At 71.0% G+C, this 21,144-nt stretch carries 18 protein-coding genes; 11 read left to right on the top strand and 7 right to left on the bottom strand.

Annotation, left to right across the window (positions count from 1 at the left end):
• The first annotated feature begins 267 nt into the window (after positions 1–267).
• The 3 genes from BFN33_RS22435 (at position 268) to BFN33_RS22425 (ending at position 3,744) form a co-directional block, all read left to right on the top strand.
• Positions 268–1,056, top strand: coding sequence for a DUF4142 domain-containing protein (locus BFN33_RS22435; RefSeq protein ID WP_069761853.1), 789 nt, complete (start codon positions 268–270; stop codon positions 1,054–1,056).
• A gap of 100 nt (positions 1,057–1,156) precedes the next feature.
• Positions 1,157–1,999, top strand: coding sequence for a TIGR04222 domain-containing membrane protein (locus BFN33_RS22430; protein WP_069761852.1), 843 nt, complete (start codon positions 1,157–1,159; stop codon positions 1,997–1,999).
• 116 nt (positions 2,000–2,115) lie between these two features.
• A complete protein-coding gene (locus BFN33_RS22425; protein WP_069761851.1) occupies positions 2,116–3,744 on the top strand; it encodes an alpha/beta hydrolase in 1,629 nt (542 codons plus the stop codon).
• Here BFN33_RS22425 and hemQ read toward each other — a convergent pair whose 3' ends face one another.
• Positions 3,745–4,476, bottom strand: a complete 732-nt coding sequence (gene hemQ / locus BFN33_RS22420; RefSeq protein WP_069761850.1) for a hydrogen peroxide-dependent heme synthase — start codon at positions 4,474–4,476, stop codon at positions 3,745–3,747.
• A gap of 5 nt (positions 4,477–4,481) precedes the next feature.
• A complete protein-coding gene (gene hemG, locus BFN33_RS22415) occupies positions 4,482–5,921 on the bottom strand; it encodes a protoporphyrinogen oxidase (RefSeq protein ID WP_069761849.1) in 1,440 nt (479 codons plus the stop codon).
• Positions 5,922–6,078: 157 nt separating this feature from the next.
• Here hemG and BFN33_RS22410 point away from each other — a divergent pair, with 157 nt between their 5' ends.
• Positions 6,079–7,080 carry a DUF4349 domain-containing protein gene (locus BFN33_RS22410; protein ID WP_069761848.1) on the top strand — a complete coding sequence of 334 codons (1,002 nt, stop codon included), beginning with the start codon at positions 6,079–6,081 and terminating at the stop codon, positions 7,078–7,080.
• A 27-nt stretch (positions 7,081–7,107) separates the two neighbouring features.
• Complete coding sequence (locus BFN33_RS22405) at positions 7,108–8,502, top strand: FAD-dependent oxidoreductase (protein WP_069761847.1); 1,395 nt, start codon at positions 7,108–7,110, stop codon at positions 8,500–8,502.
• Between the two features lie 3 nt (positions 8,503–8,505).
• Here BFN33_RS22405 and BFN33_RS22400 read toward each other — a convergent pair whose 3' ends face one another.
• Positions 8,506–8,829, bottom strand: a complete 324-nt coding sequence (locus BFN33_RS22400) for a hypothetical protein (protein ID WP_069761846.1) — start codon at positions 8,827–8,829, stop codon at positions 8,506–8,508.
• A 135-nt stretch (positions 8,830–8,964) separates the two neighbouring features.
• On the opposite strand from BFN33_RS22400, the gene BFN33_RS22395 reads away from it, so the two are divergent.
• Entirely contained in the window at positions 8,965–9,792 is an 828-nt protein-coding gene (locus tag BFN33_RS22395) for a rhomboid family intramembrane serine protease (RefSeq protein ID WP_069761915.1), read from the top strand.
• 1 nt (position 9,793) lies between these two features.
• Here the strand turns inward: BFN33_RS22395 and hemE are convergent, their stop codons facing one another.
• A complete protein-coding gene (hemE, locus tag BFN33_RS22390) occupies positions 9,794–10,849 on the bottom strand; it encodes a uroporphyrinogen decarboxylase (RefSeq protein ID WP_069761845.1) in 1,056 nt (351 codons plus the stop codon).
• Between the two features lie 116 nt (positions 10,850–10,965).
• On the opposite strand from hemE, the gene BFN33_RS22385 reads away from it, so the two are divergent.
• The 3 genes from BFN33_RS22385 to BFN33_RS22375 all read left to right on the top strand — a co-directional run bounded on the left by BFN33_RS22385 (position 10,966) and on the right by BFN33_RS22375 (position 13,922).
• Positions 10,966–11,634 (top strand): DUF3000 domain-containing protein, encoded by a 669-nt coding sequence (locus BFN33_RS22385; RefSeq protein ID WP_079140929.1) that lies wholly within the window; start codon positions 10,966–10,968, stop codon positions 11,632–11,634.
• A gap of 211 nt (positions 11,635–11,845) precedes the next feature.
• On the top strand, positions 11,846–12,508 hold the full coding sequence (locus tag BFN33_RS22380; protein WP_019073943.1) for a response regulator transcription factor: 663 nt from the start codon (positions 11,846–11,848) through the stop codon (positions 12,506–12,508).
• Positions 12,509–12,641: 133 nt separating this feature from the next.
• The gene (locus BFN33_RS22375) at positions 12,642–13,922 is read left to right on the top strand and encodes a ribonuclease D (RefSeq protein WP_079140928.1); all 1,281 of its coding nucleotides are present in this window, start codon (positions 12,642–12,644) and stop codon (positions 13,920–13,922) included.
• Between the two features lie 82 nt (positions 13,923–14,004).
• Here the strand turns inward: BFN33_RS22375 and BFN33_RS22370 are convergent, their stop codons facing one another.
• From BFN33_RS22370 to BFN33_RS22360, 3 genes are read right to left on the bottom strand one after another with little or no spacing between them, the layout of a single operon-like run.
• Positions 14,005–14,835 carry a carbohydrate ABC transporter permease gene (locus BFN33_RS22370; RefSeq protein WP_069761842.1) on the bottom strand — a complete coding sequence of 277 codons (831 nt, stop codon included), beginning with the start codon at positions 14,833–14,835 and terminating at the stop codon, positions 14,005–14,007.
• Complete coding sequence (locus BFN33_RS22365) at positions 14,832–15,773, bottom strand: carbohydrate ABC transporter permease (protein WP_069761841.1); 942 nt, start codon at positions 15,771–15,773, stop codon at positions 14,832–14,834. Before BFN33_RS22365 ends, BFN33_RS22370 begins: the two co-directional genes overlap by 4 nt.
• On the bottom strand, positions 15,773–17,086 hold the full coding sequence (locus BFN33_RS22360; protein ID WP_069761840.1) for an ABC transporter substrate-binding protein: 1,314 nt from the start codon (positions 17,084–17,086) through the stop codon (positions 15,773–15,775). The genes BFN33_RS22365 and BFN33_RS22360 overlap by 1 nt, the downstream gene beginning before the upstream one ends.
• A gap of 163 nt (positions 17,087–17,249) precedes the next feature.
• On the opposite strand from BFN33_RS22360, the gene BFN33_RS22355 reads away from it, so the two are divergent.
• Together BFN33_RS22355 and BFN33_RS22350 are read left to right on the top strand one after the other, a co-directional pair.
• Positions 17,250–20,054 carry a glycoside hydrolase family 2 protein gene (locus BFN33_RS22355; RefSeq protein ID WP_069761839.1) on the top strand — a complete coding sequence of 935 codons (2,805 nt, stop codon included), beginning with the start codon at positions 17,250–17,252 and terminating at the stop codon, positions 20,052–20,054.
• Positions 20,051–21,088: a LacI family DNA-binding transcriptional regulator gene (locus BFN33_RS22350; protein WP_069761838.1), complete on the top strand. Its 1,038-nt coding sequence runs from the start codon at positions 20,051–20,053 to the stop codon at positions 21,086–21,088. The genes BFN33_RS22355 and BFN33_RS22350 overlap by 4 nt, the downstream gene beginning before the upstream one ends.
• The last annotated feature ends 56 nt before the right edge of the window (positions 21,089–21,144 follow it).

Here is a 21,144-nt window from a genome sequence, read left to right as displayed (position 1 = left end):
GGGCTGCGGGCTGCGGGCTGCGGGCTGCGGGCTGCGGGCTGCGGGCTGCGCAGGCATAGCAGCCGGCAGCGACTGCAATCCACCCAGGGCGCGGGGCTGCTGCAACCCGCCCCGGGGCGCGCGGCCGCATCCACATGCGGCTCCGCCGCGCGGCGCGACCGGCCCCCACCGGCCCGCAGCCGACACACGACCTCCACGGACCCGGCAGTAATATGTCAATCCCGCACCTGAATCCCACTAGCGTGCGGTGCCGCAACAGGAGGCACCATGCGACCGCGACCGCCCGTCAAGGGGCGAGGCATCGTTTCCGGCACCGGGGTCATCATCGCCGGGCTGACGGCGACCCTCGTGGCCCTGCTCATCCCGATGTGGTCCTATGCCGACCGCTCCGGCACGGGACTGAGCGTGCTCAACGCCGGGACCGTGACGACGCCGTACGGGCCGCTCTCCGCACTGGACCGGGAGTTCGTCACGAAGGTGCGGCTGGCGGGGCTGTGGGAGCTGCCCGCGGGTCAGCAGGCGGAGCAGAAGGGCACGACGCAGGCCGTACGGACGGCGGGGCAGCACCTGGTCGAGGGGCACACGTTCCTCGACGCACGCGTGCGTGACGTGGCGTCCAAGCTCGGACTCGCCCTGCCCAACGAGCCCAGCGATCAGCAGAAGCAGTGGCTCGACACCCTGAACCAGGCCCAGGGCGTCGACTACGACCGCCAGTTCGCCAACATCCTGCGTCTCGCGCACGGCAGGGTGTTCTCGGTTGTCGCAGAGGTCCGCGCGAGTACCCAGAACTCCCTGGTCCGCGCCCTGGCCGACGACGCCAACACCACCGTGCTGGACCACATCAAGATCCTGGAGGCCACCGGGTACGTCGACTTCGGCGCCCTGGCCCGGGACATGGCCACCGGCAGCACACCGCCGATCACCAACACCCCGGCTCCGCCCGGCCCGACGACCGACCCGGGCGCGATCGTGCCGGTCACCCCGTCGCCGTACGTGACGACCTTCACTCTGCCACCGGCCGCCTCCAGCCCGCCCCCGGTCCCCGTCCCTTCGTAGTCCACTTCCGGACAAACGGAACGTCACACACCGACAACACTCCGTCCGGATTGTGAACAGCCCATGGCGCCGCCGGGAGCCTTTGGCATAGAAACGCGGCATGTTCTGGGTTCTGCTTCTGCTGCTGGCCTGGGCCGCCGCCGGCACCGCGTGTACGCGGCTGTGCCTGGCCGCCGTACACGCGGCGGCCGCCGACGCGGATGCCCGGAGACACGATCTGACGCTGTACGAGGCCGCGTTCCTGTCGGGCGGCCCGCGGCGGGTCGCCGATCTGACGCTCGTCTCCATGGCCCGGCAGCGACGGCTGCTGCTGGCCCACACCGGCTGGGCGACCGTCGTCGATCCGCGGGGGCGGGACGAGATGGAGCGCACGGTGATCGGGGCCATCGGCCCCGAGGGGCAGTCCCGGATCGCGCCGGTGCGCGCGGACGCGGCCTCGGCGGACGCGGTGCGCAGCATCGCCGACCGGCTCGTGGACGCGGGTCTCGCCGTGCCCGACGGCACCCGGTCCGGGATCGCGGCGGCGGTCCGCCAGGTGCGGCTGGCCTCGGTGGCCGTCGTCGCGCTGGGCGCGATCGCGCTGCTCGCGCCCGCCCCGTCGGAGATGCCGCGGCACCTGGTCGCCCTCTGGTTCGCGCTGCCGCTCGCGCTCTCCCTCAGCTGTCTGGCCATCGCACGGATGGAGGTCCACCCGTACTCACGCTGGGCTTCCCCGGCCGGCCAGCGGCTGCTCGGCGCTCTGACCCGGCGCACCGGCGGCACGGACGAGCGGACGTATCTCACCTCCGTCGCCGTACGCGGCATCAGTGCGGTCGGAGAACCTGATCTGCGCGCGGCCTTCGCCCACCGCGAGCAGCACCGCGGCCGTCCTCGTGAGGAGTGGCGAGGAGAGCGGCCCGGCGGACACGGCGAGGAGCACCGCCGGCCGCACGGACACGACTGAGCCCACCCGGGGGCGCACGGAGGCATTGGGGCCGACACAAGCGGGGCGGTGCTTGCCTTCCCCCGCAGTCGAACGAAACATCCCCTTTGTCGCTGCCGCGCACCGAAGGGATACCGATGAGAGCCCCCGCCCTCTACACGGCCGCCGGGTCATTGCTTCTGACCACGCTCGCCGCCGCACCGGCCGGGGGCGCTCCGGCCGCCCCGGGCGCGGCGGAAGTCCGCGGCACCGCGATCGCCGCGGCGCGCGCCGGGACGGCCGGAGTCCGCTTCGGCTCCTGCCCCGCGGTGGAGGACCTGCCCGACAGTGTCCAGTGCGGCACGGTGTCCGTCCCGCTCGACTACGCGCGCCCCGACGGCCGCCAGATCGAACTGACCGTCAGCCGGGTGCGGGCCACCCACAAGGACGCGCACAACAGCAAGCACAGGGTGCCCCGGCAGGGCGCCCTGGTCTACAACCCCGGCGGTCCCGGCGCCTCCGGCATGTACTTCCCGCTGGTCGGCGCGCTCCCCGAGTGGAAGGGGCTCGCTGCGGCGTACGACCTGGTGGGCTACGCACCGCGCGGGGTGGGCCGTTCGGCGCCGCTGTCCTGCACGGACCCGAAGCAGTACCTCAAGGCGCCCACGCAGACACAGACGCACCCCTCACTGTCGTACAAGAAGGAACGCATCGCGCAGGCGAAGGCGTATGCGCGCGGGTGTGCGAAGCGCGCGGGGGCGGCTCTGCGGTACTACACCTCCCTGAACAACGCCCGGGACCTGGACGTGCTGCGGGCCGCGCTGGGCGAGCGGAAGCTGACGTTCGTGGGGGCGTCGTACGGGACCTACTTCGGCGCGCTGTACGCGACGCTGTTCCCCTCGCATGTACGGCGGATGGTCTTCGACGCGGCCGTGAATCCGGACCCGGCGCAGGTCTGGTACCGCAACAACCTGGACCAGTCGGCCGCGTTCGAGGAACGCTGGGCGGACTTCCGGGAGTGGATCGCCAGGCATGACGATGTGTACGGGCTCGGGGACACGGCCGAGGAGGTGCTGCGCAGCTACGAGAAGGCGGCGGCGCGGCTGGCCGCCGAGCCGGCCGGGGGGAAGGTCGGGCCCGGGGAGCTGCAGGGGGCGTTCCTGTCGGCCGGGTACTACGACGACTTCTGGCCGCATCGGGCGCAGGCCCTGTCGGCGTATCTCAAGGGTGATTCCAAGCCGCTGATCCAGCAGGCCGGGCCGCATCAGGAGGCGGCGAAGGAGGCGGAGAACTCCAACGCCGTCTATACGGCCGTCGAGTGCAACGACGCGTCCTGGCCCACGGACTGGAAGGTGTGGGACCGGGACAACACCCGGCTGGCGCGGGTGGCGCCGTTCGAGACGTGGGACAACGTGTGGATGAACCTGCCCTGCGCGTACTGGCTCGCGCCGCGGCAGCGGGCCCTGGACGTGCGGACCGGGCCCGGTGAGCTGCCGCCGACGCTGATTCTGGCGGCCGAGAGGGACGCGGCGGCTCCGTACGCCGGCGCCCTGGAGCTGCACCGGCGGCTGTCCGGTTCGGTGCTGGTGACCGAGCGGGACGCGGGCACGCACGGCGTCGCGGGCGGCCCGAACCCCTGCGTCAACGGATATTTGGGCGCCTACCTGCTGGAGGGCCGCCTCCCGGTGCGGCACGCCGCGTGCGCCCCGCACCCCGAGCCCACGCCGAAGCCGAAGCTGAAGACGAAGGACAGCTCCCGGAAGGCGGCCGTCGGACCCGCTGCCTGATCAGGCGAGGCCCGCCACGAGGTCGCCGATGTCCTTGCGGCGGCCGGTGTAGAACGGGACCTCCTCGCGGACGTGCATCCGCGCCTCCGAGGCGCGCAGGTGGCGCATGAGGTCGACGATGCGGTACAGCTCGTCGGCCTCGAAGGCCAGGATCCACTCGTAGTCGCCGAGGGAGAAGGAGGCGACCGTGTTGGCGCGGACGTCCGGGTAGCCGCGGGCCATCTTGCCGTGGTCGGCGAGCATGCGGCGGCGGTCCTCGTCGGGGAGGAGGTACCAGTCGTACGACCGCACGAACGGGTAGACGCTCACGTAGTCGCGGGCGTTCTCGTCCGCCAGGAACGCCGGGATGTGCGAGCGGTTGAACTCGGCGGGGCGGTGCAGCGCCATGTTCGACCAGACCGGCTCCAGCGCCCGGCCCAGCCTGGTGCGGCGGAAGAGGTTGTACGCCTCCTGCAGCTGGTCGCTGGTCTCCGCGTGCCACCAGATCATGACGTCGGCGTCGGCGCGCAGCCCGGACACGTCGTAGGTGCCGCGGATCGTGACGTCCTTGGCGGCGAGCTGGTCGAACAGCTCCTGGACCTCGTCGGCGTAACCCGTGCGGTCCTCGGGGAGCACGTCCTTCAGCTTGAAGACGGACCAGAGCGTGTAACGGATGACCTCGTTGAGGTCCTTGGCCAGCTTGCCCTTGTTCGGGACCCTGCCGGACTCGGGGGTGGGGGCGTCGTTGCTCATGGGCCCTATTCTCCCGCTCCGCCGTGCAGGCTCTGCACCGGGTTGGCCGTGAGCTCCCGTACGGCGGTCAGGTCGCCCTGGATCTGGTCCACGGCAGCGTGGGCGCTCGCGATGCAGGCCGGGATGCCGACGCCGTCGTACTGCGCGCCGCACACCGCGAGGCCCGGGAGCTTGGCGACGTGCTCGCGGATGCGGGCCACGCGCGCGTGGTGGCCGACGGGGTACTGGGGCAGGCCGTCGGTCCAGCGGGTGACGCGGGTCTCCAGGGGCGTGGCGTCCAGGCCGGTGGCCTCGCGCAGGTCGTGGCGGGAGACGTCCACCAGGGCGGTGTCGTCGCGCTCCAGGATCTTCGTCTCGCCATAGCGGCCGACGGAGGTGCGCAGGACGACGACGTCGGGGTTCTCGTCGGCGATCCAGCCCCACTTCTGGGAGGCGAAGGTGGACGCCTTGATGGTGCGGCCGTCGACCGGCGGGACGAGGAAGCCACTGCCCGCGGGCAGGGTGGTGTCGGCGCGGCGGTAGGCGAGGGTGACCAGGGCCATGGAGGCGTACTCCACGGTGTCGAGCTCGGTGGCGGCCTCGGGGGCCTCGGCGCGCAGGAGGCCGGCGGCGGCCGGGGCGGGGACGGCGACGATCACGGCGTCGGCGTGCAGGACGCGGTCCGCGGCGACGACCCTCCAGCCACCGGACGGCTCGCGGCGCAGCTCGGTCACCGGGACACCGGTGACGATCTCGCCGCCGTGCGCGCGGACCGAGTCGGCGACGGCGAGCGGGAGGGTGCCCACGCCGCCCTCGACGCCCATGAACACCGGCCCGGTCTGCTGGTTGGCCGCCATCCGCGCCTGGATCTCTCGCACGCCCTCCGTCAGCGAGGTGTGAGTCCTCGCGACCTGGAAGAGCTGCGGGACCGCCGAGCGCATCGAGATGCGGTACGCGTCACCCGCGTAGACCCCGCCGAGGAGGGGTTCGATGAGGCGGTCGACGACCTCGCGGCCCAGGCGCGCCGCCACGTACTCACCGACCGCCACGTCGTCGCCGACCTCTGTGCGGGGCAGCTCAGCGTCCTGCTGGATGCGGGCGAGGCCCTCCTCGGACAGCACTCCGGCCAGCGCCTCGGCGGTGCCGGGGACGCCCATGACGTGGCCCTTGGGCATGGGGCGCAGGGCGCCGCGGGTCCAGATCGAGGCGGTCGCGGTGGCGGGCGGCTGGAGGCGGTCGTCGAGGCCCACCTCACGCGCCAGGGCCACCGCCTCCGGCCTGCGGGCCAGCATCGACTCGGCGCCGAGGTCGACGCGCGCGCCCGCGATTTCCCCGGGCAGCAGCTTTCCGCCGACCCGGTCGGACGCCTCCAGCACGGTGACGCGCGCACCGCGCTGCGCCAGCCGGTGCGCCGCGGCCAGTCCCGCGATGCCGGCTCCGATGACGACGACCCGTGATCCGCTCATGACCCCAGCCTCTCAGACCCCACTGACAGTCCTCCGGCGACCCGGTGTCCTGCACGAGTCCTGACCGTGACCGCATCGGGACCGCCGGAGTCCAACGTTCGCGCCCCCTCCGGCGTCGAAGGACCGTCAGTTGTTCACGAACCTCGGGGGGACGCCCATGCGCACATCACGTTCACGCCGCACACGAAGCTCGGTACGTCCCGTCCAGGCGCTCGCCGGGCTCCTGCTGGCCGCGGCCCTCGCGCTGACCGGGTGCAGCGCGGGCGCCGACTCCAGCAGTGACGGCAGCGGCCTCACCAACGACGACAAGGCCGCCTCGCGGGCCGACGCGGAGGGCGCGCCCGGCGCCGAGGCCGGCGCGGGCGGCAAGCAGGCCACGACCGCACCCCAGCCCGCGGTGAATCACATCATCCGCACCGCCACGCTGACCGTGCAGGTCAAGAACGTGCCGAAGGCGCTCGCCGCGGCCCGCACCACCACCGAGAACGCGGGCGGGTTCGTCGGCAAGGAGTCCACCTCCCGCGACGAGGAGGGCCGGGAGCAGACGGAGGTGGTGCTGCGGATACCCGTTGAGAAGTACGACGAGGTCCTCGCCGACCTGGAGGGCGCGGGCAAGCTCCTGGAGCGCACCGCGAACGCGCAGGACGTCACCGACCAGGTCGTCGACGTGGAGAGCCGGATCGCGACGCAGCGCGCGAGTGTGGCGCGGATCCGGGAGCTGATGGACAAGGCGACCAGGCTGAGCGACGTGGTGACCCTGGAGGGCGAACTGAGCACCCGTCAGGCCGACCTGGAGTCGCTGCTCGCCCGCCAGGCCTCCCTGAAGGACCGCACGAGCCTGGCCACCATCACCCTGTCGCTGTCCGAGTCGCCCGTGGCCAAGGCCGCGAAGGACGACGACCCCGGCGTCGTCGACGCGCTCGCGGGCGGCTGGGACGCGTTCGTGACCATGCTGCGCTGGGTCGTGGTGGCGGTGGCGGCGGTGCTGCCGTTCGTCGCGGGGATCGCGCTGATCGTGCTGGTGTGGCTGCGGCTGATCCGGCCCCGGCTGCCGCGCCGGCCCGCGCCCGCGGCCGCCTCGACCGCTCTGGGCCCGCTGCCCATGGCACGTCCCGTCCCGGCACCGGGACGGGAGCAGGAGCGGGGCGAGCAGGACTGAAATGCCCCGCCCTCGTAGCGTGTTCGCATGAACATGAGCCGTATGCGGGACACGAGGGAACGTCTGGTCGTGATCGGCGGCGACGCCGCGGGGATGTCCGCGGCGTCGCAGGCGCGCCGGTTGAGGGGCCCCGAGGAACTGGAGATCGTGGCGTTCGAGCGGGGCCGCTTCACCTCCTACTCGGCCTGCGGCATCCCGTACTGGGTGGGCGGGGAGGTCAGCGGGCCGGACCAGTTGATCGCCCGTACGCCCGAGGAGCACCGGGCCCGTGACATCGATCTGCGCATGCGCACCGAGGTCATGGAGATCGACGTCGACCGGCAGCGGGTACGCGCGCGTGACCTCGAGTCGGGGGCCGAGTCCTGGACGTCGTACGACAAGCTCGTGATCGCGACCGGCGCCCGCCCGATCCGCCCGGACCTGCCGGGAGTCGACGCCCCCGGTGTGCACGGGGTGCAGACGCTCGACGACGGCCAGGCGCTCATCGACACGCTGGCACACACGCGTGGCCGCAAGGCGGTGGTGGTGGGCGCCGGTTACATCGGTGTGGAGATGGCCGAGGCACTGATCAACCACGGCTACGAGGTGACGGTGGTCAACCGGGGCAGCGAGCCCATGTCCACGCTCGACCCGGACATGGGCCGCATGGTGCACGAGGCCATGGAGGGTCTGGGCATCACCATGGTCGACGACGCCGCGGTGACCAAGGTGCTCACGGGCGAGGACGGCCGGGTGCGGGCGGTGGCCACGGAGCACGCCGAGTACCCGGCGGACGTGGTGGTGCTCGGCATCGGCGTACGCCCGGAGACGGCTCTCGCGAAGGCGGCCGGTCTGCCGCTGGGCGCCCACGGCGGTCTCCTGACGGACCTCGCGATGCGGGTGCGCGGCCACGAGAACATCTGGGCGGGCGGCGACTGCGTGGAGGTCCTCGACCTGGTCTCGGGGCAGGAGCGGCACATCGCGCTGGGCACCCACGCCAACAAGCACGGCCAGGTCATCGGCACGGGCGTCGGCGGCGGCTACGCCACCTTCCCCGGGGTCGTCGGCACGGCCGTCAGCAAGGTCTGCGACCTGGAGATCGCGCGCACCGGCCTGCGCGAGAAGGACGCGCGCCGGGTGGGCCTCCAGTTCGTGTCGGTCACGATCGAGTCCACCAGCCGGGCCGGCTACTACCCGGGCGCCTCCCCCATGACGGTGAAGATGCTCGCCGAGCGCCGCACGGGGCGGCTGCTCGGCGTGCAGATCGTCGGGAGAGAGGGCGCGGGCAAGAGGGTCGACATCGCCGCGGTGGCCCTGACGGCGGGGATGACGGTGGAGCAGATGACGGCCCTTGACCTGGGGTACGCGCCGCCGTTCAGCCCGGTGTGGGACCCGGTGCTGGTGGCGGCCAGGAAGGCCGCCGCGAAGGTGCGGGCCTCCTGACGGCTACGCCGTTCCGTTGATCCGTTCGATGGCCTGGCGGGCCTGGTCGGCCGGCGGCCGGGGCGGCAGCGCCGAGACGGAGGCGCTGGTGTTGGGCATCGCGGCCGGCTGCTCGCCCGCCGGCTTGGCGTGCGAGGCGGGCCGCGTGGTCCTGAGCCGGTTGCTCACGGCCTCGTCGAGGGTCACCGGACGCTGCATCTGGGACGCGAGCCGCCCGGCCTCCTGACCGAGCCTGGCCACGTCCTCCCAGGGCAGCCGAAGCACGAGGGAGATCTCGGCCTCACCGTCGGGAAGAGCGTGCATCGGAGGAGTAATACGGTCGTTCATCGCTGTTCCTCACGTAGTCCCCGCGGCCCGCCTTCCCCGTGCCGCGGGCGGTTGAGGAGACATACGCACGCGTGCGTGCGGGTGTTCACCGATGCGCCTCCGATTCGCGGGGCCCATCGGGGGCACTACTTCCTTGTGGTCATCCCCGTCCATGACGTGAACCCCGTGCGGCGTACCCCCGTGGTGACGTACGCGCTCATCGCCGCGAACGTCCTCGTGTTCCTGTTCACGCCCGGCCTGGCCGGCTCCGTGGCGGGCGACAGCAGCCTGTCCCAGCTGTGCCATCTCCAGGCGTTCCTGGACCATTACGCGGCGGTCCCACAGGAGTTGATCCACCATCAGATGCCGCGACTGGTGCCCACGGGCGACGTCGGCACGAGCGCGCAGGGCTCGGCGGGCTGTGTGGTGGCCCCGCCGGACTACGACAAGTCCCCGCCGCTGTCGGTCCTCACGGCGATGTTCCTGCACGGCGGCTGGCTGCACCTGCTGGGCAACATGCTGTTCCTGCTGATCTTCGGCAACAACGTCGAGGACCGCATGGGGCATGTGCGCTTCGCGCTGTTCTACGTCGTCTGCGGCTACGCGGCGTCGTACGGCTTCGCGCTCCTCAACTCCGACTCGGGCGACCCGCTGATCGGCGCCTCGGGGGCCATCGCCGGGGTCCTCGGCGCCTATCTGGTGCTCTACCCGAAGGCCAGGGTGTGGGTCCTGGTGCCCTTCCTGGTCTTCCTGCCGCTCAGACTGCCGGCCTGGCTGGTGCTGGGCTTCTGGTTCGTGCTGCAGGCGGTGTACTCCTCCGGCGAGGGCGTCTCCGCCGCCGGCACGGTGGCGTACGCGGCGCACGTCGTTGGCTTCCTCGTCGGGATGCTGCTGGCCTGGCCGCTCAAGGCGGGCACTCCCCCGCCGCCGGAACCGCGCGGCCTGCTGTTCGGCAGGAAGGCACGGCCCCGGCACACCTGGTGAGTCAGCGGGCGGTGCGCGTGTGGACGTACTCCACGAGGCGGGTCAGGGCGTCCGGGTCGGTGGACGGCATGACGCCGTGGCCGAGGTTGAAGACGTGACCCTCCAGGCCCTCGGCCGAGTCCAGGACCTCGCGGGTCTTGGCCTCGACCGCCTCCGTGGAGGCGAACAGGACCGTCGGGTCGAGGTTGCCCTGGAGCGCCTTGCCGGGGCCGACGCGGCGGGCGGCCTCGTCGAGCGGGACGCGCCAGTCGACGCCGACGACGTCCGCGCCGGCCTCGCCCATGAGCTTCAGCAGCTCGCCGCAGCCGACGCCGAAGTGGATGCGGGGCACGCCGTACCCCTCGACCGCCTCGAAGACCTTCGCGGAGGCGGGCAGGACCGAGCGGCGGTAGTCGGCGGGGGCGAGGGCGCCGGCCCACGAGTCGAAGAGCTGGACCGCGGAGGCGCCGGCCTCGATCTGGACCTTCAGGAAGACGGCGGTGATCTCCGCGAGGCGGTCGAGCAGGTCGGCCCACAGTTCGGGGTCGCCGTACATCATCGCCTTGGCGTTCTCGTACGTGCGGGACGGGCCGCCCTCGACGAGGTAACTCGCGAGGGTGAACGGTGCGCCCGCGAAACCGATGAGGGGGGTCGGGCCGAGCTCGCGGGTCAGCAGGCCGATGGCCTCGGTGACGTAGGAGACGTCCTCGGGGGTGAGGTCACGCAGTTGAGCCAGGTCGGCGCGGGTGCGGATCGGGTTCTCGACGACCGGGCCGACGCCGGGCCTGATGTCGAGGTCGACGCCGATGGCCTTCAGCGGGACGACGATGTCGCTGTAGTAGATCGCCGCGTCCACGTTGTGCCGGCGGACCGGCTGGAGGGTGATCTCGGTGACCAGCTCGGGCCGCATGCAGGACTCGAGCATCGGGATGCCCTCGCGGACCTTGCGGTACTCCGGCAGCGAGCGCCCGGCCTGCCGCATGAACCACACGGGGGTATGCGGGACGGGCTCACGGCGACACGCCTTGAGGAAGGCGGAGTCGTAGGTGGCTGACGGCGGCGTCTCAGGTGCACTCACGTCGGAAAGTCTCGCACGGTGCGATGAGTGCCGAGTGCGCGGTGTCTGTGTGGGCATGGAGCCAAGTCCGGGTGTCTAGGGCGGCACCACGGCGCCCTTCCCTTTAACCTTCCCGCATGGCTGCGGCTCAAGGACGACTGTCGGACGGCGCTGGTGGGATGGACGACGCGAAGGAAGGGGATCGGGATGGCGGCGGTGCGGCTCCGCCGGCTTTCCAGGCCGCGGTTCAGGCCCTGCGCGGGAGTCGGCTGCGGCCGCAGATCGAGATCGAGCCCACCCGGGCGCCACAGCGGCTGGCCCCGCACGCGTACGCGCTGGAGGCCACCGTCGTCGACGGCGACCAGGACCTCGCCGACGGGCGGCTCGTGCTGCTGCACGACCCGGACGGCCACGACGCCTGGCGGGGCACCTTCCGGCTGGTGACACTCGTGCGCGCGGAGCTGGAGGCGGAGATGGCCGCCGACCCGCTGCTGCCCGAGGTGTGCTGGTCGTGGCTGACCGGCGCGCTCTCGGCGCGCGGGCTGTCGTACGGCGAACCGAGCGGCACCGTCACGCGCGCGAGCTCGCACTACTTCGGCGGTCTGTCGGAGCGCCCCGCGACCTCGCAGATCGAGATCCGGGCCTCCTGGACGCCCCGCGAGGGCCTCGGCGGCGTGCCGGACACGGCGGGGCACCTCGCCTCCTGGTGCGATCTGCTGGCCCAGGTCGCGGGTCTGCCGCCGGCCGGTCCGGGTGACGCGTCGATCGTGACGTTGCCACAGCGACGGGACCCGCAGGCGCGCTGACCACCCACACGGAGCATCAATTTGTCGATACGGCCACTTTCAGTCAGGAGTGAGCCATCGAACGAACCGATATGTTCACCGAACGATCGACCGTACGTCCGAATTGCACTAATTGTTACTCACTAGATCGTGATCATTCTCTAAAGGACGCCGGGTTCGGTGCCGAAGACGTCTGTGACCTTCCAAGCCGTCCCGCACCCCAGGAGGCCCGGTGTCCGTTCTCCTCGAGCAGCCCGCAAGCCTGGTCGCCTACCGCCCGAACAAGCCCACCGCCATGGTGGTCGTGGCCGACCCGCGCGTACGATCCACCGTCACCCGTCACCTCTGGGCGCTCGGTGTGCGCGATGTCATCGAAGCCTCGTCCGTGGCGGAGGCCCGTCCCCGAATCGGCAACCCCAGAGACATCTGCGTCGCCGACGTCCACCTTCCCGACGGCTCCGGCCTGACGCTGCTGTCCGAGACCCGCGCCGCGGGCTGGCCCAACGGCCTCGCCCTCTCCGCGGCCGACGACATCGGCGCCGTGCGCAACGCCCTCGCGGGTGGCGTCAAGGGCTACGTCGTCACCGGCACCCGCACCAACGTCGGGCTCCCCACCCGGCCTGGTGCCGCCCCCATCGGCTCCGCCGCCGCCCGTATGCACCGCCGCCCCCCGGGTGCCCCGAGTCACCCGGGTGGCTACCGCGAGCTCTCCGGCCGTGAGGTCGAAGTACTGCGGCTGGTCGCCGAAGGGCAGTCCAACAAGGCGATCGGCGTCTCGATGGGCCTGTCCGCACTGACCGTCAAGAGCCACCTCGCCCGGATCGCCCGCAAGCTCGGCACGGGAGACCGCGCCGGAATGGTGGCGGTGGCCCTCCGTACCGGCATCATCCACTGAGGCTCGTTCGAGCCTCACGATTCACGGACGTGAACCAGAGCTTTCACCGGGCTGACTGGTTTACGACCCCCAGGCGCCTGCCGACGGAACGTTCCGTCGGCAGGCGCTGTCCATACACAGATACCCTTGACATGTGACCGACGCCCAAGAGACCGCAGCAGACGTTTCACTGCGAACCACCGGAGGCGGCCCTCCGGACGATGGCGGATCTGCTGCGGCGGAGGCGCCGATCCCCCTGCTGGAGCCGCGCGAGGGCATTCCGCCCGTGATCGCCGACGAGGATTCGCTCGCCGAGGTGATCGCCGCGTTCGCCGCGGGCTCCGGCCCCGTCGCCGTCGACGCCGAGCGGGCGTCCGGCTACCGCTACGGACAGCGCGCGTATCTCGTGCAGCTGCGCCGCGCGGGTGCGGGGACCGCACTGATCGACCCCGTGGCCTGCCCCGATCTCTCGGGTCTCGGCGAGGCCCTGTCCGGTGTGGAGTGGGTGCTGCACGCCGCCACGCAGGATCTTCCGTGTCTCCGCGAGATAGGCATGGTGCCCTCGCGCCTGTTCGACACCGAGCTGGCCGGGCGGATCGCCGGGTTCCCCCGGGTCGGACTCGGCGCGATGGTCGAAGGAGTGCTGGGCTTCGTACTCGAGAAGGGGCACTCCGCCGTCGACTGGTCGACCCGTCCGCTGCCCGAGCCGTGGCTGCGGTACGCAGCCCTCGACGTGGAGCTTCTCGTCGACCTGCGGGACGCGCTGGAGAAGGAGCTCGACCGGCAGGGGAAGCTGGAGTGGGCGCTTCAGGAGTTCGACGCGATCGCTTCGGCTCCGCCGGCCGAGCCGCGCAAGGACCCCTGGCGGCGGACCTCCGGCATGCACAAGGTACGGCGGCGCCGGCAGCTGGCCGTCGTGCGGGAACTGTGGGAGGCGCGGGACCGGATCGCCCAGCGGCGGGACGTGTCGCCGGGCAAGGTGCTGTCCGACGCGGCGATCGTCGAGGCGGCGCTCGCCCTGCCGGTCAACGTGCACGCGCTGGCCGCGTTGAACGGGTTCGGGCATCGGATGGGACGACGGCAGCTGGAGCAGTGGCAGGCCGCGGTGGACCGGGCCAGGGCCCTTGCCGAGGTACAGCTGCCGCAGCCCGGGCAGCCGCTCACCGGCCCGCCGCCGCCGCGGGCCTGGGCCGACAAGGATCCCGCGGCGGCCGCGAGGTTGTCCGCCGCACGGGCCGCCGTTTCCGCGTTGGCCGAGTCGCTGAACATGCCCCAGGAGAACCTGATCACTCCGGACACCGTGCGGCGGGTCTGCTGGGAGCCGCCGGCCGTGGTCAGTGCGGAGTCGGTCGCGGCGGCGTTGGCCGGTCACGGGGCGCGGGCGTGGCAGGTCGAGCAGGTCACCCCGGTTCTTGTTGCCGCTTTGTCCGCCTAGCCGCCGTAGGGGTCTTTGACGTACGGCGGCTGCGGGTTGTCTGTGGTTGCTCGCGCAGTTCCCCGCACCCCTGAAGGGGCGCTTACCTGGTCGCGCCTCGCATGAAACCGTTGTAGATGAACCTTTGCAGGCTCAGGAAAACGATCAGGGTCGGCAGGATCACCAGCACCGCTCCTGCCGAAATGACCTCCCAGTGGGCCGCGTAGGGGCCGCGGAAGCGGAACAGCGACGTCGAGATCACGCCAAGATCTTCCGAGGGCATGTAGAGGAAGGGGATGTAGAAGTCGTTGTAAACGGTGATCCCCTTCACGATCACCACGGTCGCGGTCGCCGGCTTCAGCAGCGGGAAGATGATCTTCCGGTAGATCGTGAAGGCGTTGGCGCCGTCCAGGCGGGCCGATTCGTCCAGGGAGACCGGGATCGAGCGGACGAACTGCAGAAAGATGTAGATCGAGACGATGTCCGTGCCCATGTAGAGGGCGATCGGCGCCCAGAGGCTGTCGAACATGCCGAAGCTGTTGACGATCTGGAACGTGGCCACCTGGGTGGTGACGCCGGGCACCAAGGCGGCCGTCAGGAAGAGCACGACCACCAGTTTCTTGAAGCGGAAGGTGAACCGGTCGATGGCGTAAGCCGTCATCGAGCCGATGAGGACCGTGCCGCCGATCGAGATCAGCAGGATGATCGACGTGTTGGTGAAGGCGGAGAGCATCTCGCCGTCCTGGAACGCCGTCACGTAGTTGTGGAAGTTCAGCAGGTCGTGCGGGAGCTCCAGGGCCCCGCTCGTGTCGGCCATCTCCCTCTCCGACTTGAGGGAGGTGAGGAGGACGACCACGAGCGGCAGCAGGACGACCAGCGTCGCGGCGATCAGCGACAAGTAGACAAGTGCGCGGGCGATCGTACGGCGTGTCATACGAGGTCCACCTTGTCGTCGGGGACCAGGCGCCGCTGCACCCAGGTCACCAGCAGGATGATCAGCAGGAGGACGACGGCGGCCGCCGAGGCCAGGCCCGTCTTGTTGAAGCGGAAGGCCAGGTTGACCGTCTGGATCACGAAGGTCTCGGTGCCGGTCGCGCCGCCGGTCATGATGTACGGGATCTCGAAGACCGACAGCGAGCCGGAGATCGAGAGGATCACCGTCAGGGTCAGGACCGGTTTGATGCCCGGCGCGATGATGTGGCGGAACTGGTGCCAGCGGTTCGCGCCGTCCAGCTCCGAGGCCTCGTACAACTCCCCCGGGATGGACTGGATCGCGCCCAGGAAGAGCACGAAGTTCAGTCCGAGATAGCGCCAGACCGAGACGCCGGCCAGCGAGGTGTTCGCGGAGACCGGGGTGCCGAGCCAGGCGTGGTCGGTCCGCACTCCGAACAGGCTCAGCACCGAGTCGAGGGTGCCGCCGTCCTGGAAGAAGTAGAGGAACACGAAGCCGATCGCGACGCCGTTGATCAGGTACGGGAAGAAGAGCACGCCCTTGAAGAAGTTCCGGAAGCGGACGTTGAAGCTCAGGATCGTCGCGAAGTAGAGCGCGAGGGCGATCTGGACCACGGAGGCGGCGAGGTAGTAGCCGCTGACCCAGAAGACCTCGAAGAGATCCGGGCGGGTGAACACCTCCCGGTAGTTCTCGACGCCCGTGTAGCGCAGTTCGGGGCTGACACCGTCCCAGTCGGTGAAGCTGTACGCGATCATGTTGGCGATCGGCGCGTAGGTGAAGGTGATCAGCAGGGCGAGCGGCGCGATCAGGAACAGCCAGGGGGTCACGCCCCGCCGGACGCGGGTCCGGCGCGTGGGCGGTGCCGGGACGGGGGCGGCCGGGATCACCTCCACGGCCGCCTTCTGTGTGGTGTCCGTCATCAGGACCCCAGGTTCTTCTGGGTGTCCGTCCAGCGCTTGCTGAGGTCCGCGAGGAAGTCGTCGAGGCTGCCCTTGCGGGCGCCGCGGGCGAGGTCGACGAGCTTCTGGCGGTACTCGGGGGCGTAGAGGCCGACCTCTGACTCGTTGTCGATCTGCTTGACCTTCGCGCCCTGGGCGTCGTCCAGTTCGATGAACTTCACGCCCTGGTCCTCGTACGGCTTGAGGACCGACGGCAGTGGCGCGTCCTTGAGCGGGGACAGGGCGAGGTTGTCCTCGACATAGCCCGACTTGTCGGTGAACCAGTCGATCCAGGCCCGGGCCGCCTCCTTGTGCGCGGAGTGGACGTTGACCGCCTGGTTGTAGTCGGGGGCGATGGTCGCGCAGAACTTTCCGCCCGTCCGGGCCGGGAAGGGCATGAAGCCGATGTCGTCGGGGTTCACGCCGGCCTTCTTCGCCGCGTCCTGGAACTGCACGATCGCCCAGGTGCCGAGCCACTGTGTGGCGATCTCACCCTTGGCGGTGCGGGGCTTGGACTCCTCCCAGTTGCTGGTGGTCGGGTCCTTCTCGATCAGCCCCTCGTGGACGATGTCGTACAGGAGCTGGTCGCCGACGCGCAGGTCCGCGCCCTTCGCCCAGGGGTCGCCCTCGGCGAGCTTGTCGGTCGCCTTCGGGTCACAGGTCACCGCGCCGTCGACGGACGTCCACGAGGACAGCGGCCAGCCCGCCGAGAAGTTGGTGTAGTACGGGATCGCGTCGGTCTTCGCCTTGATGGCCTTGAGGTCGGCGACGAACTCGGCCGGTGTGGTGGGCCATTCGGTGATCCCGGCCTCCTTCCAGATCCGTTTGTTGTAGACGAACCCGGGGCTCACGGCGACGGGGCTCTGCCCGTACACCTTGCCGTCGACGGCGGTGAAGTCGGTGAAGCGGTACTTCCGGGCGCGCTCCTGCTGGGTGCCCAGCGAGGCGAAGAACTTCGGGTAGTCGCTCTTCTTGATGACGGCCGGGATCAGCAGGACATCGCCGTAGTTCTCGGTGTTCATCCGGATCTTGACCTCGGCCTCGTAGTCCGTGATGCCCTCGAACTCGACCTTCACCTTCGGATAGGTCTTGCTGAACTCGGCGGCGTACTTCTTCAGCGTGCCGTCCTGCACGAGGTCGGTGCGGACGGTGAGGACCTTGATGGTGCCGGAGACCTTCGACGGATCGTCAGGCGCCTTGGCGTCGGCGCCCTTCGACGACCCACCGGTGCCGGTGCACCCTGGGATCAGCAGGGCGGCTCCCACGACCATGGCCAGGGCTGTACGGCGGTTCATGTGCATCAGCTCCGTTCAGGGGACGGACGAGCACGAGCGGGTTGGCTGGTTCGGTACTCTGACAACGTTTTCTTAACCGGTAAAGTCCCTATCTCGCCAACGATGCCAGCCAACTCAAAAAGTGCCCGCAGCACAGGACTTGATCGGTTTAGGGAGTGTGTACATGCTTCAGGCCACACCGCTCACCGAGGGATGGATCCTGCGACACTCCGACGGCACGGTGGACGAACTCCCCGCTGTCGTGCCGGGATGCGTGCACACCGATCTGCTGGCGGCGGGAGTGATCCCGGATCCCTTTCTCGGGCGCAACGAGACCGAGGTCGCGTGGGTGGGGCGGCGGGACTGGACCTACGAGACCGACCTCGTGCCCATGGACGGGCATGAGCAGACCGACCTCGTCTTCGACGGTCTGGACACCGTGGCCGAGATTCTTCTGGACGGCCGGCTCCTGGGCCGGACGAGGAACATGCACCGCTCGTACCGCTTCGACGTGACCGGTATGTCGGGGCGGCTCGCGGTGCGGTTCGTCTCCGCCTACGCCGAGGCCGAGGCGGTGCGCGGGAAGCTGGGTGAGCGGCCCGCCGCGTATGCCGAGCCGTATCAGTACCTCCGCAAGATGGCCTGCTCGTTCGGCTGGGACTGGGGGCCCACGCTGGTGACGGCCGGGATCTGGCGGCCGGTGCGGCTCGAGCGGTGGTCGACGGCCCGGATCGCCCGGGTGCGGCCGCTCGTGACCGTCGAACAGGGCGTGGGCGTCGTGGAGTTGGCGGTCGAGGTCGAGCGGGCCCGGGTCGAGGCGCCGCTGAGGGTCGAGGCTTCCGTGGGTGGGGTGCGGGCGAGCGCTTCCATTGACGGCACCGAGGGGGTCGTACGCCTCGAAGTGCCCGACGCGGGGCTTTGGTGGCCGCGTGGGTACGGTGAACAGCCTCTGTACGAAGTGGAGTTGACGCTTATGCACGAGGGGCGTCCGCTGGACGTGTGGCGGCGCCGGGTGGGCTTCCGAAGCGTCGAGCTGGACCGCTCGGCCGACGCGCACGGCACCGGGTTCACCCTCGTCGTCAACGGCGAGCGGCTCTTCGCGCGCGGCGTGAACTGGATCCCGGACGACGTGTTCCCCTCCCGGATCACCCGGGAGCGGTACCGGGAGCGGCTGGAGCAGGCGGCCGACGCCGGGGTGGACCTGGTGCGGGTCTGGGGCGGCGGGATCTACGAGAGCGAGGACTTCTACGACGCCTGCGACGAACTCGGGCTGCTGGTCTGGCAGGACTTCCCGTTCGCGTGCGCCGCCTACCCGGAGGAGCAGCCGCTGCGGGGCGAGGTGGAGGCGGAGGCCCGGGAGAACGTCGTACGGCTGATGCCGCATCCCTCGCTCGTGCTGTGGAACGGCAACAACGAGAACCTGTGGGGGTTCCGGGACTGGGGATGGGAGGCGGGGCTCGCCGGGGACTCCTGGGGCGAGGGGTACTACCTGGGCGTACTGCCGCGGGTGGTGGCCGAGTTGGATCCCACGCGGCCCTATACGGCGGGGAGCCCCTGGTCCGGGTCGTGGGAGCATCACCCGAACGATCCGGCGCACGGGACGCACCACTCCTGGGAGGTGTGGAACCGGGAGGACTACGCCGAGTACCGCGCCGAAGTGCCGCGTTTCGTGGCCGAGTTCGGCTGGCAGGCGCCGCCCGCGTACGCCACGCTGGCGGGTGCGCTGCCCGGGGAGGTGCTCGCGGCGGACTCCCCCGGTGTGCTGCACCACCAGAAGGCCGACGACGGGAACGGCAAGCTTCGGCGTGGGCTGGAGCGGCATTTCGCCTTCCCCGAGGGGGACTTCGACCGCTGGCACTACCTCATGCAGGTCAACCAGGCGCGGGCCGTGGCCGCCGGGATCGAGCACTGGCGGTCGCACTGGCCGGTGTGCGCGGGGACGGTGGTGTGGCAGCTCAACGACTGCTGGCCGGTGACGAGTTGGGCCGCGATCGACGGGGACGGGCGGGAGAAACCGCTGTACCACGAGCTGCGGCGCCTGTACGCGGACCGGTTGCTGACGGTCCAGAAGCGCGGGCAGCAGCTGGTGTTGGCTGCCGTCAACCAAGCGGGCGAGCCGTGGGCGGGGGTGCTGCGGCTGCGGCGGATGTCGGTGGACGGCACGGTGATCGACGAGGCGGAACTGGACTTCCACGCGGCCCGACGCACGGTCACCGATGTGACGGTACCGCCGGAGCTGGTACCGGTGGGGACGAAGGAGTTCCTGGTGGCGGATGCGGGCGGGGACGGTGGTGCGGACCGGGGAGGGGCTCTGGGCACGGGTCCGGGCTCAGCTGGGGGCGCGAGCGCGGGCTGGGGAGGGGCCGCGGGCACGGGTCAGGGCTCAGCTGGSGGCGCGAGCGCGGGCTGGGRAGGGGCCGCGGGCACGGACGTCGGTGCGGCCGCCGTAGCGGGCGCGGGCCRCGGCTCGGAGGCAGGAACCGGCGCGGGGGCGGGCCACGGCGCCGGCACCGAAGTCAGTGCGGCTGGGGGCGCGGGCGCAAGTCACGGCTCGGGCACGGAATCGAGCGCAAGTCAGGACGCGGGCGTGGGCGACGGCCAAGACGCCGGCACCGAAGTCAGTGCGGCTGCGGGCGCGAGCGCAGTTCACGGTGCGGGCGCGGAATCGGGCGCGAGGCTCGGTGCGGATGCCGGGGTGAGGGCAGGCGGTTTGCGGGCTCTGTACTTCCCCTCGTCTGACCGGGAGATCCCCTACCCGCGGCCGGAGTTCGACGTGGTCGTGGCGGCGGGGGGCGTGACCGTGACGGCACGGACCCTCGTACGGGATCTGCTGCTGCAGGCGGACCGGCTGGATCCGGCGGCGCGGGCCGACCGGGGGCTGGTCACGTTGTTGCCCGGGGAGCGGGTGACCATCGGGGTCAGCGGCTGGAAGACTCCTGATCCCGATGCCGCCCGGTCCGCCCTGTACTGCCTGGAGCCCAGCCGATGACAGCTCAGCCGACCTCGCGCGTCACCATCAAGGACGTCGCCGCGCGGGCCGGTGTGTCCAAGGGGGCCGTGTCGCTCGCCTTCAACCACAAGCCCGGGCTGTCCGAGGCGACCCGGGACCGGATCTTCGAGGCGGCCCGGGAACTGGGGTGGGCGCCGAACCTCACCGCACGGACGCTGGCCGGGTCGCGGGTGGACGTGGTGGGACTCGCGATCTGCCGCCCTGCGCGGTTGCTCGGGCTGGAACCCTTCTACATGGAGTTCGTGTCGGGCGTGGAGAGCGTGCTGATCGAGCGGAACTGCTCGCTGCTGCTGCGGCTCGTGCGGAACGTGGAGGAGGAGGTCGGGCTGCAGGAGTCGTGGTGGCGGGGACGGCAGGTCGGGGGGTCGATCCTGGTCGACTTCCGGGCGGACGACCCGCGCGTCGCGGCGACCGAGCGGCTGGGCCTGCCGGTGGTGGCGGTGGGGCATCCCGCGTTCACCGGCGGCCTCACGTCCGTGTGGACCGACGACGCCACCGCCGTGACGGAGGCCGTGCGGTATCTCGCGGCGCTGGGGCACCGGCGGATCGCCCGGGTGGGGGGCGCGGCGGCGCTCGGGCACACGGCGATGAGGACGGCCGCGTTCGACGAGGCGGCGCGGAGCCTGGAACTGGCGGGGGCCTGGCAGGTGACCACCGACTACTCGGGAGAGGCCGGCGGACGGGCCACCCGGTCCCTGCTGACCGCCCCGTCGGCGGACCGGCCCACGGCGATCGTCTACGACAACGACATCATGGCGGTGGCCGGACTGTCGGTCGCGGCGGAGATGGGGCTGAACGTTCCGCGCGACGTCTCCCTGCTCGCCTGGGACGACTCCCAGCTGTGTCGGCTCACCCATCCCACGCTCTCCGCGATGAGCCATGACGTGCACGGATTCGGTGCGGAGGCGGCTCGGACGCTGTTCGGGGTGATCACCGGGGAGGGGCCGGGATCGCACGCCGTGCCCACTCCGGTACTGACCCCGAGGGGCTCCACAGCGCCTCCCGCGGTGTGACCTTCACCGCTCCGGCCTCCAGGGGTGGGCAGTCACGTTACTCATAAGTAGCATGG

It is taken from the genome of Streptomyces sp. LUP47B, from assembly GCF_001746295.1.
In the GTDB taxonomy this organism is placed as follows: Bacteria; Actinomycetota; Actinomycetes; order Streptomycetales; family Streptomycetaceae; genus Streptomyces.
Note: the sequence above shows the minus strand (reverse complement) of the source record. Positions and strands in the feature narration are given on the sequence as shown.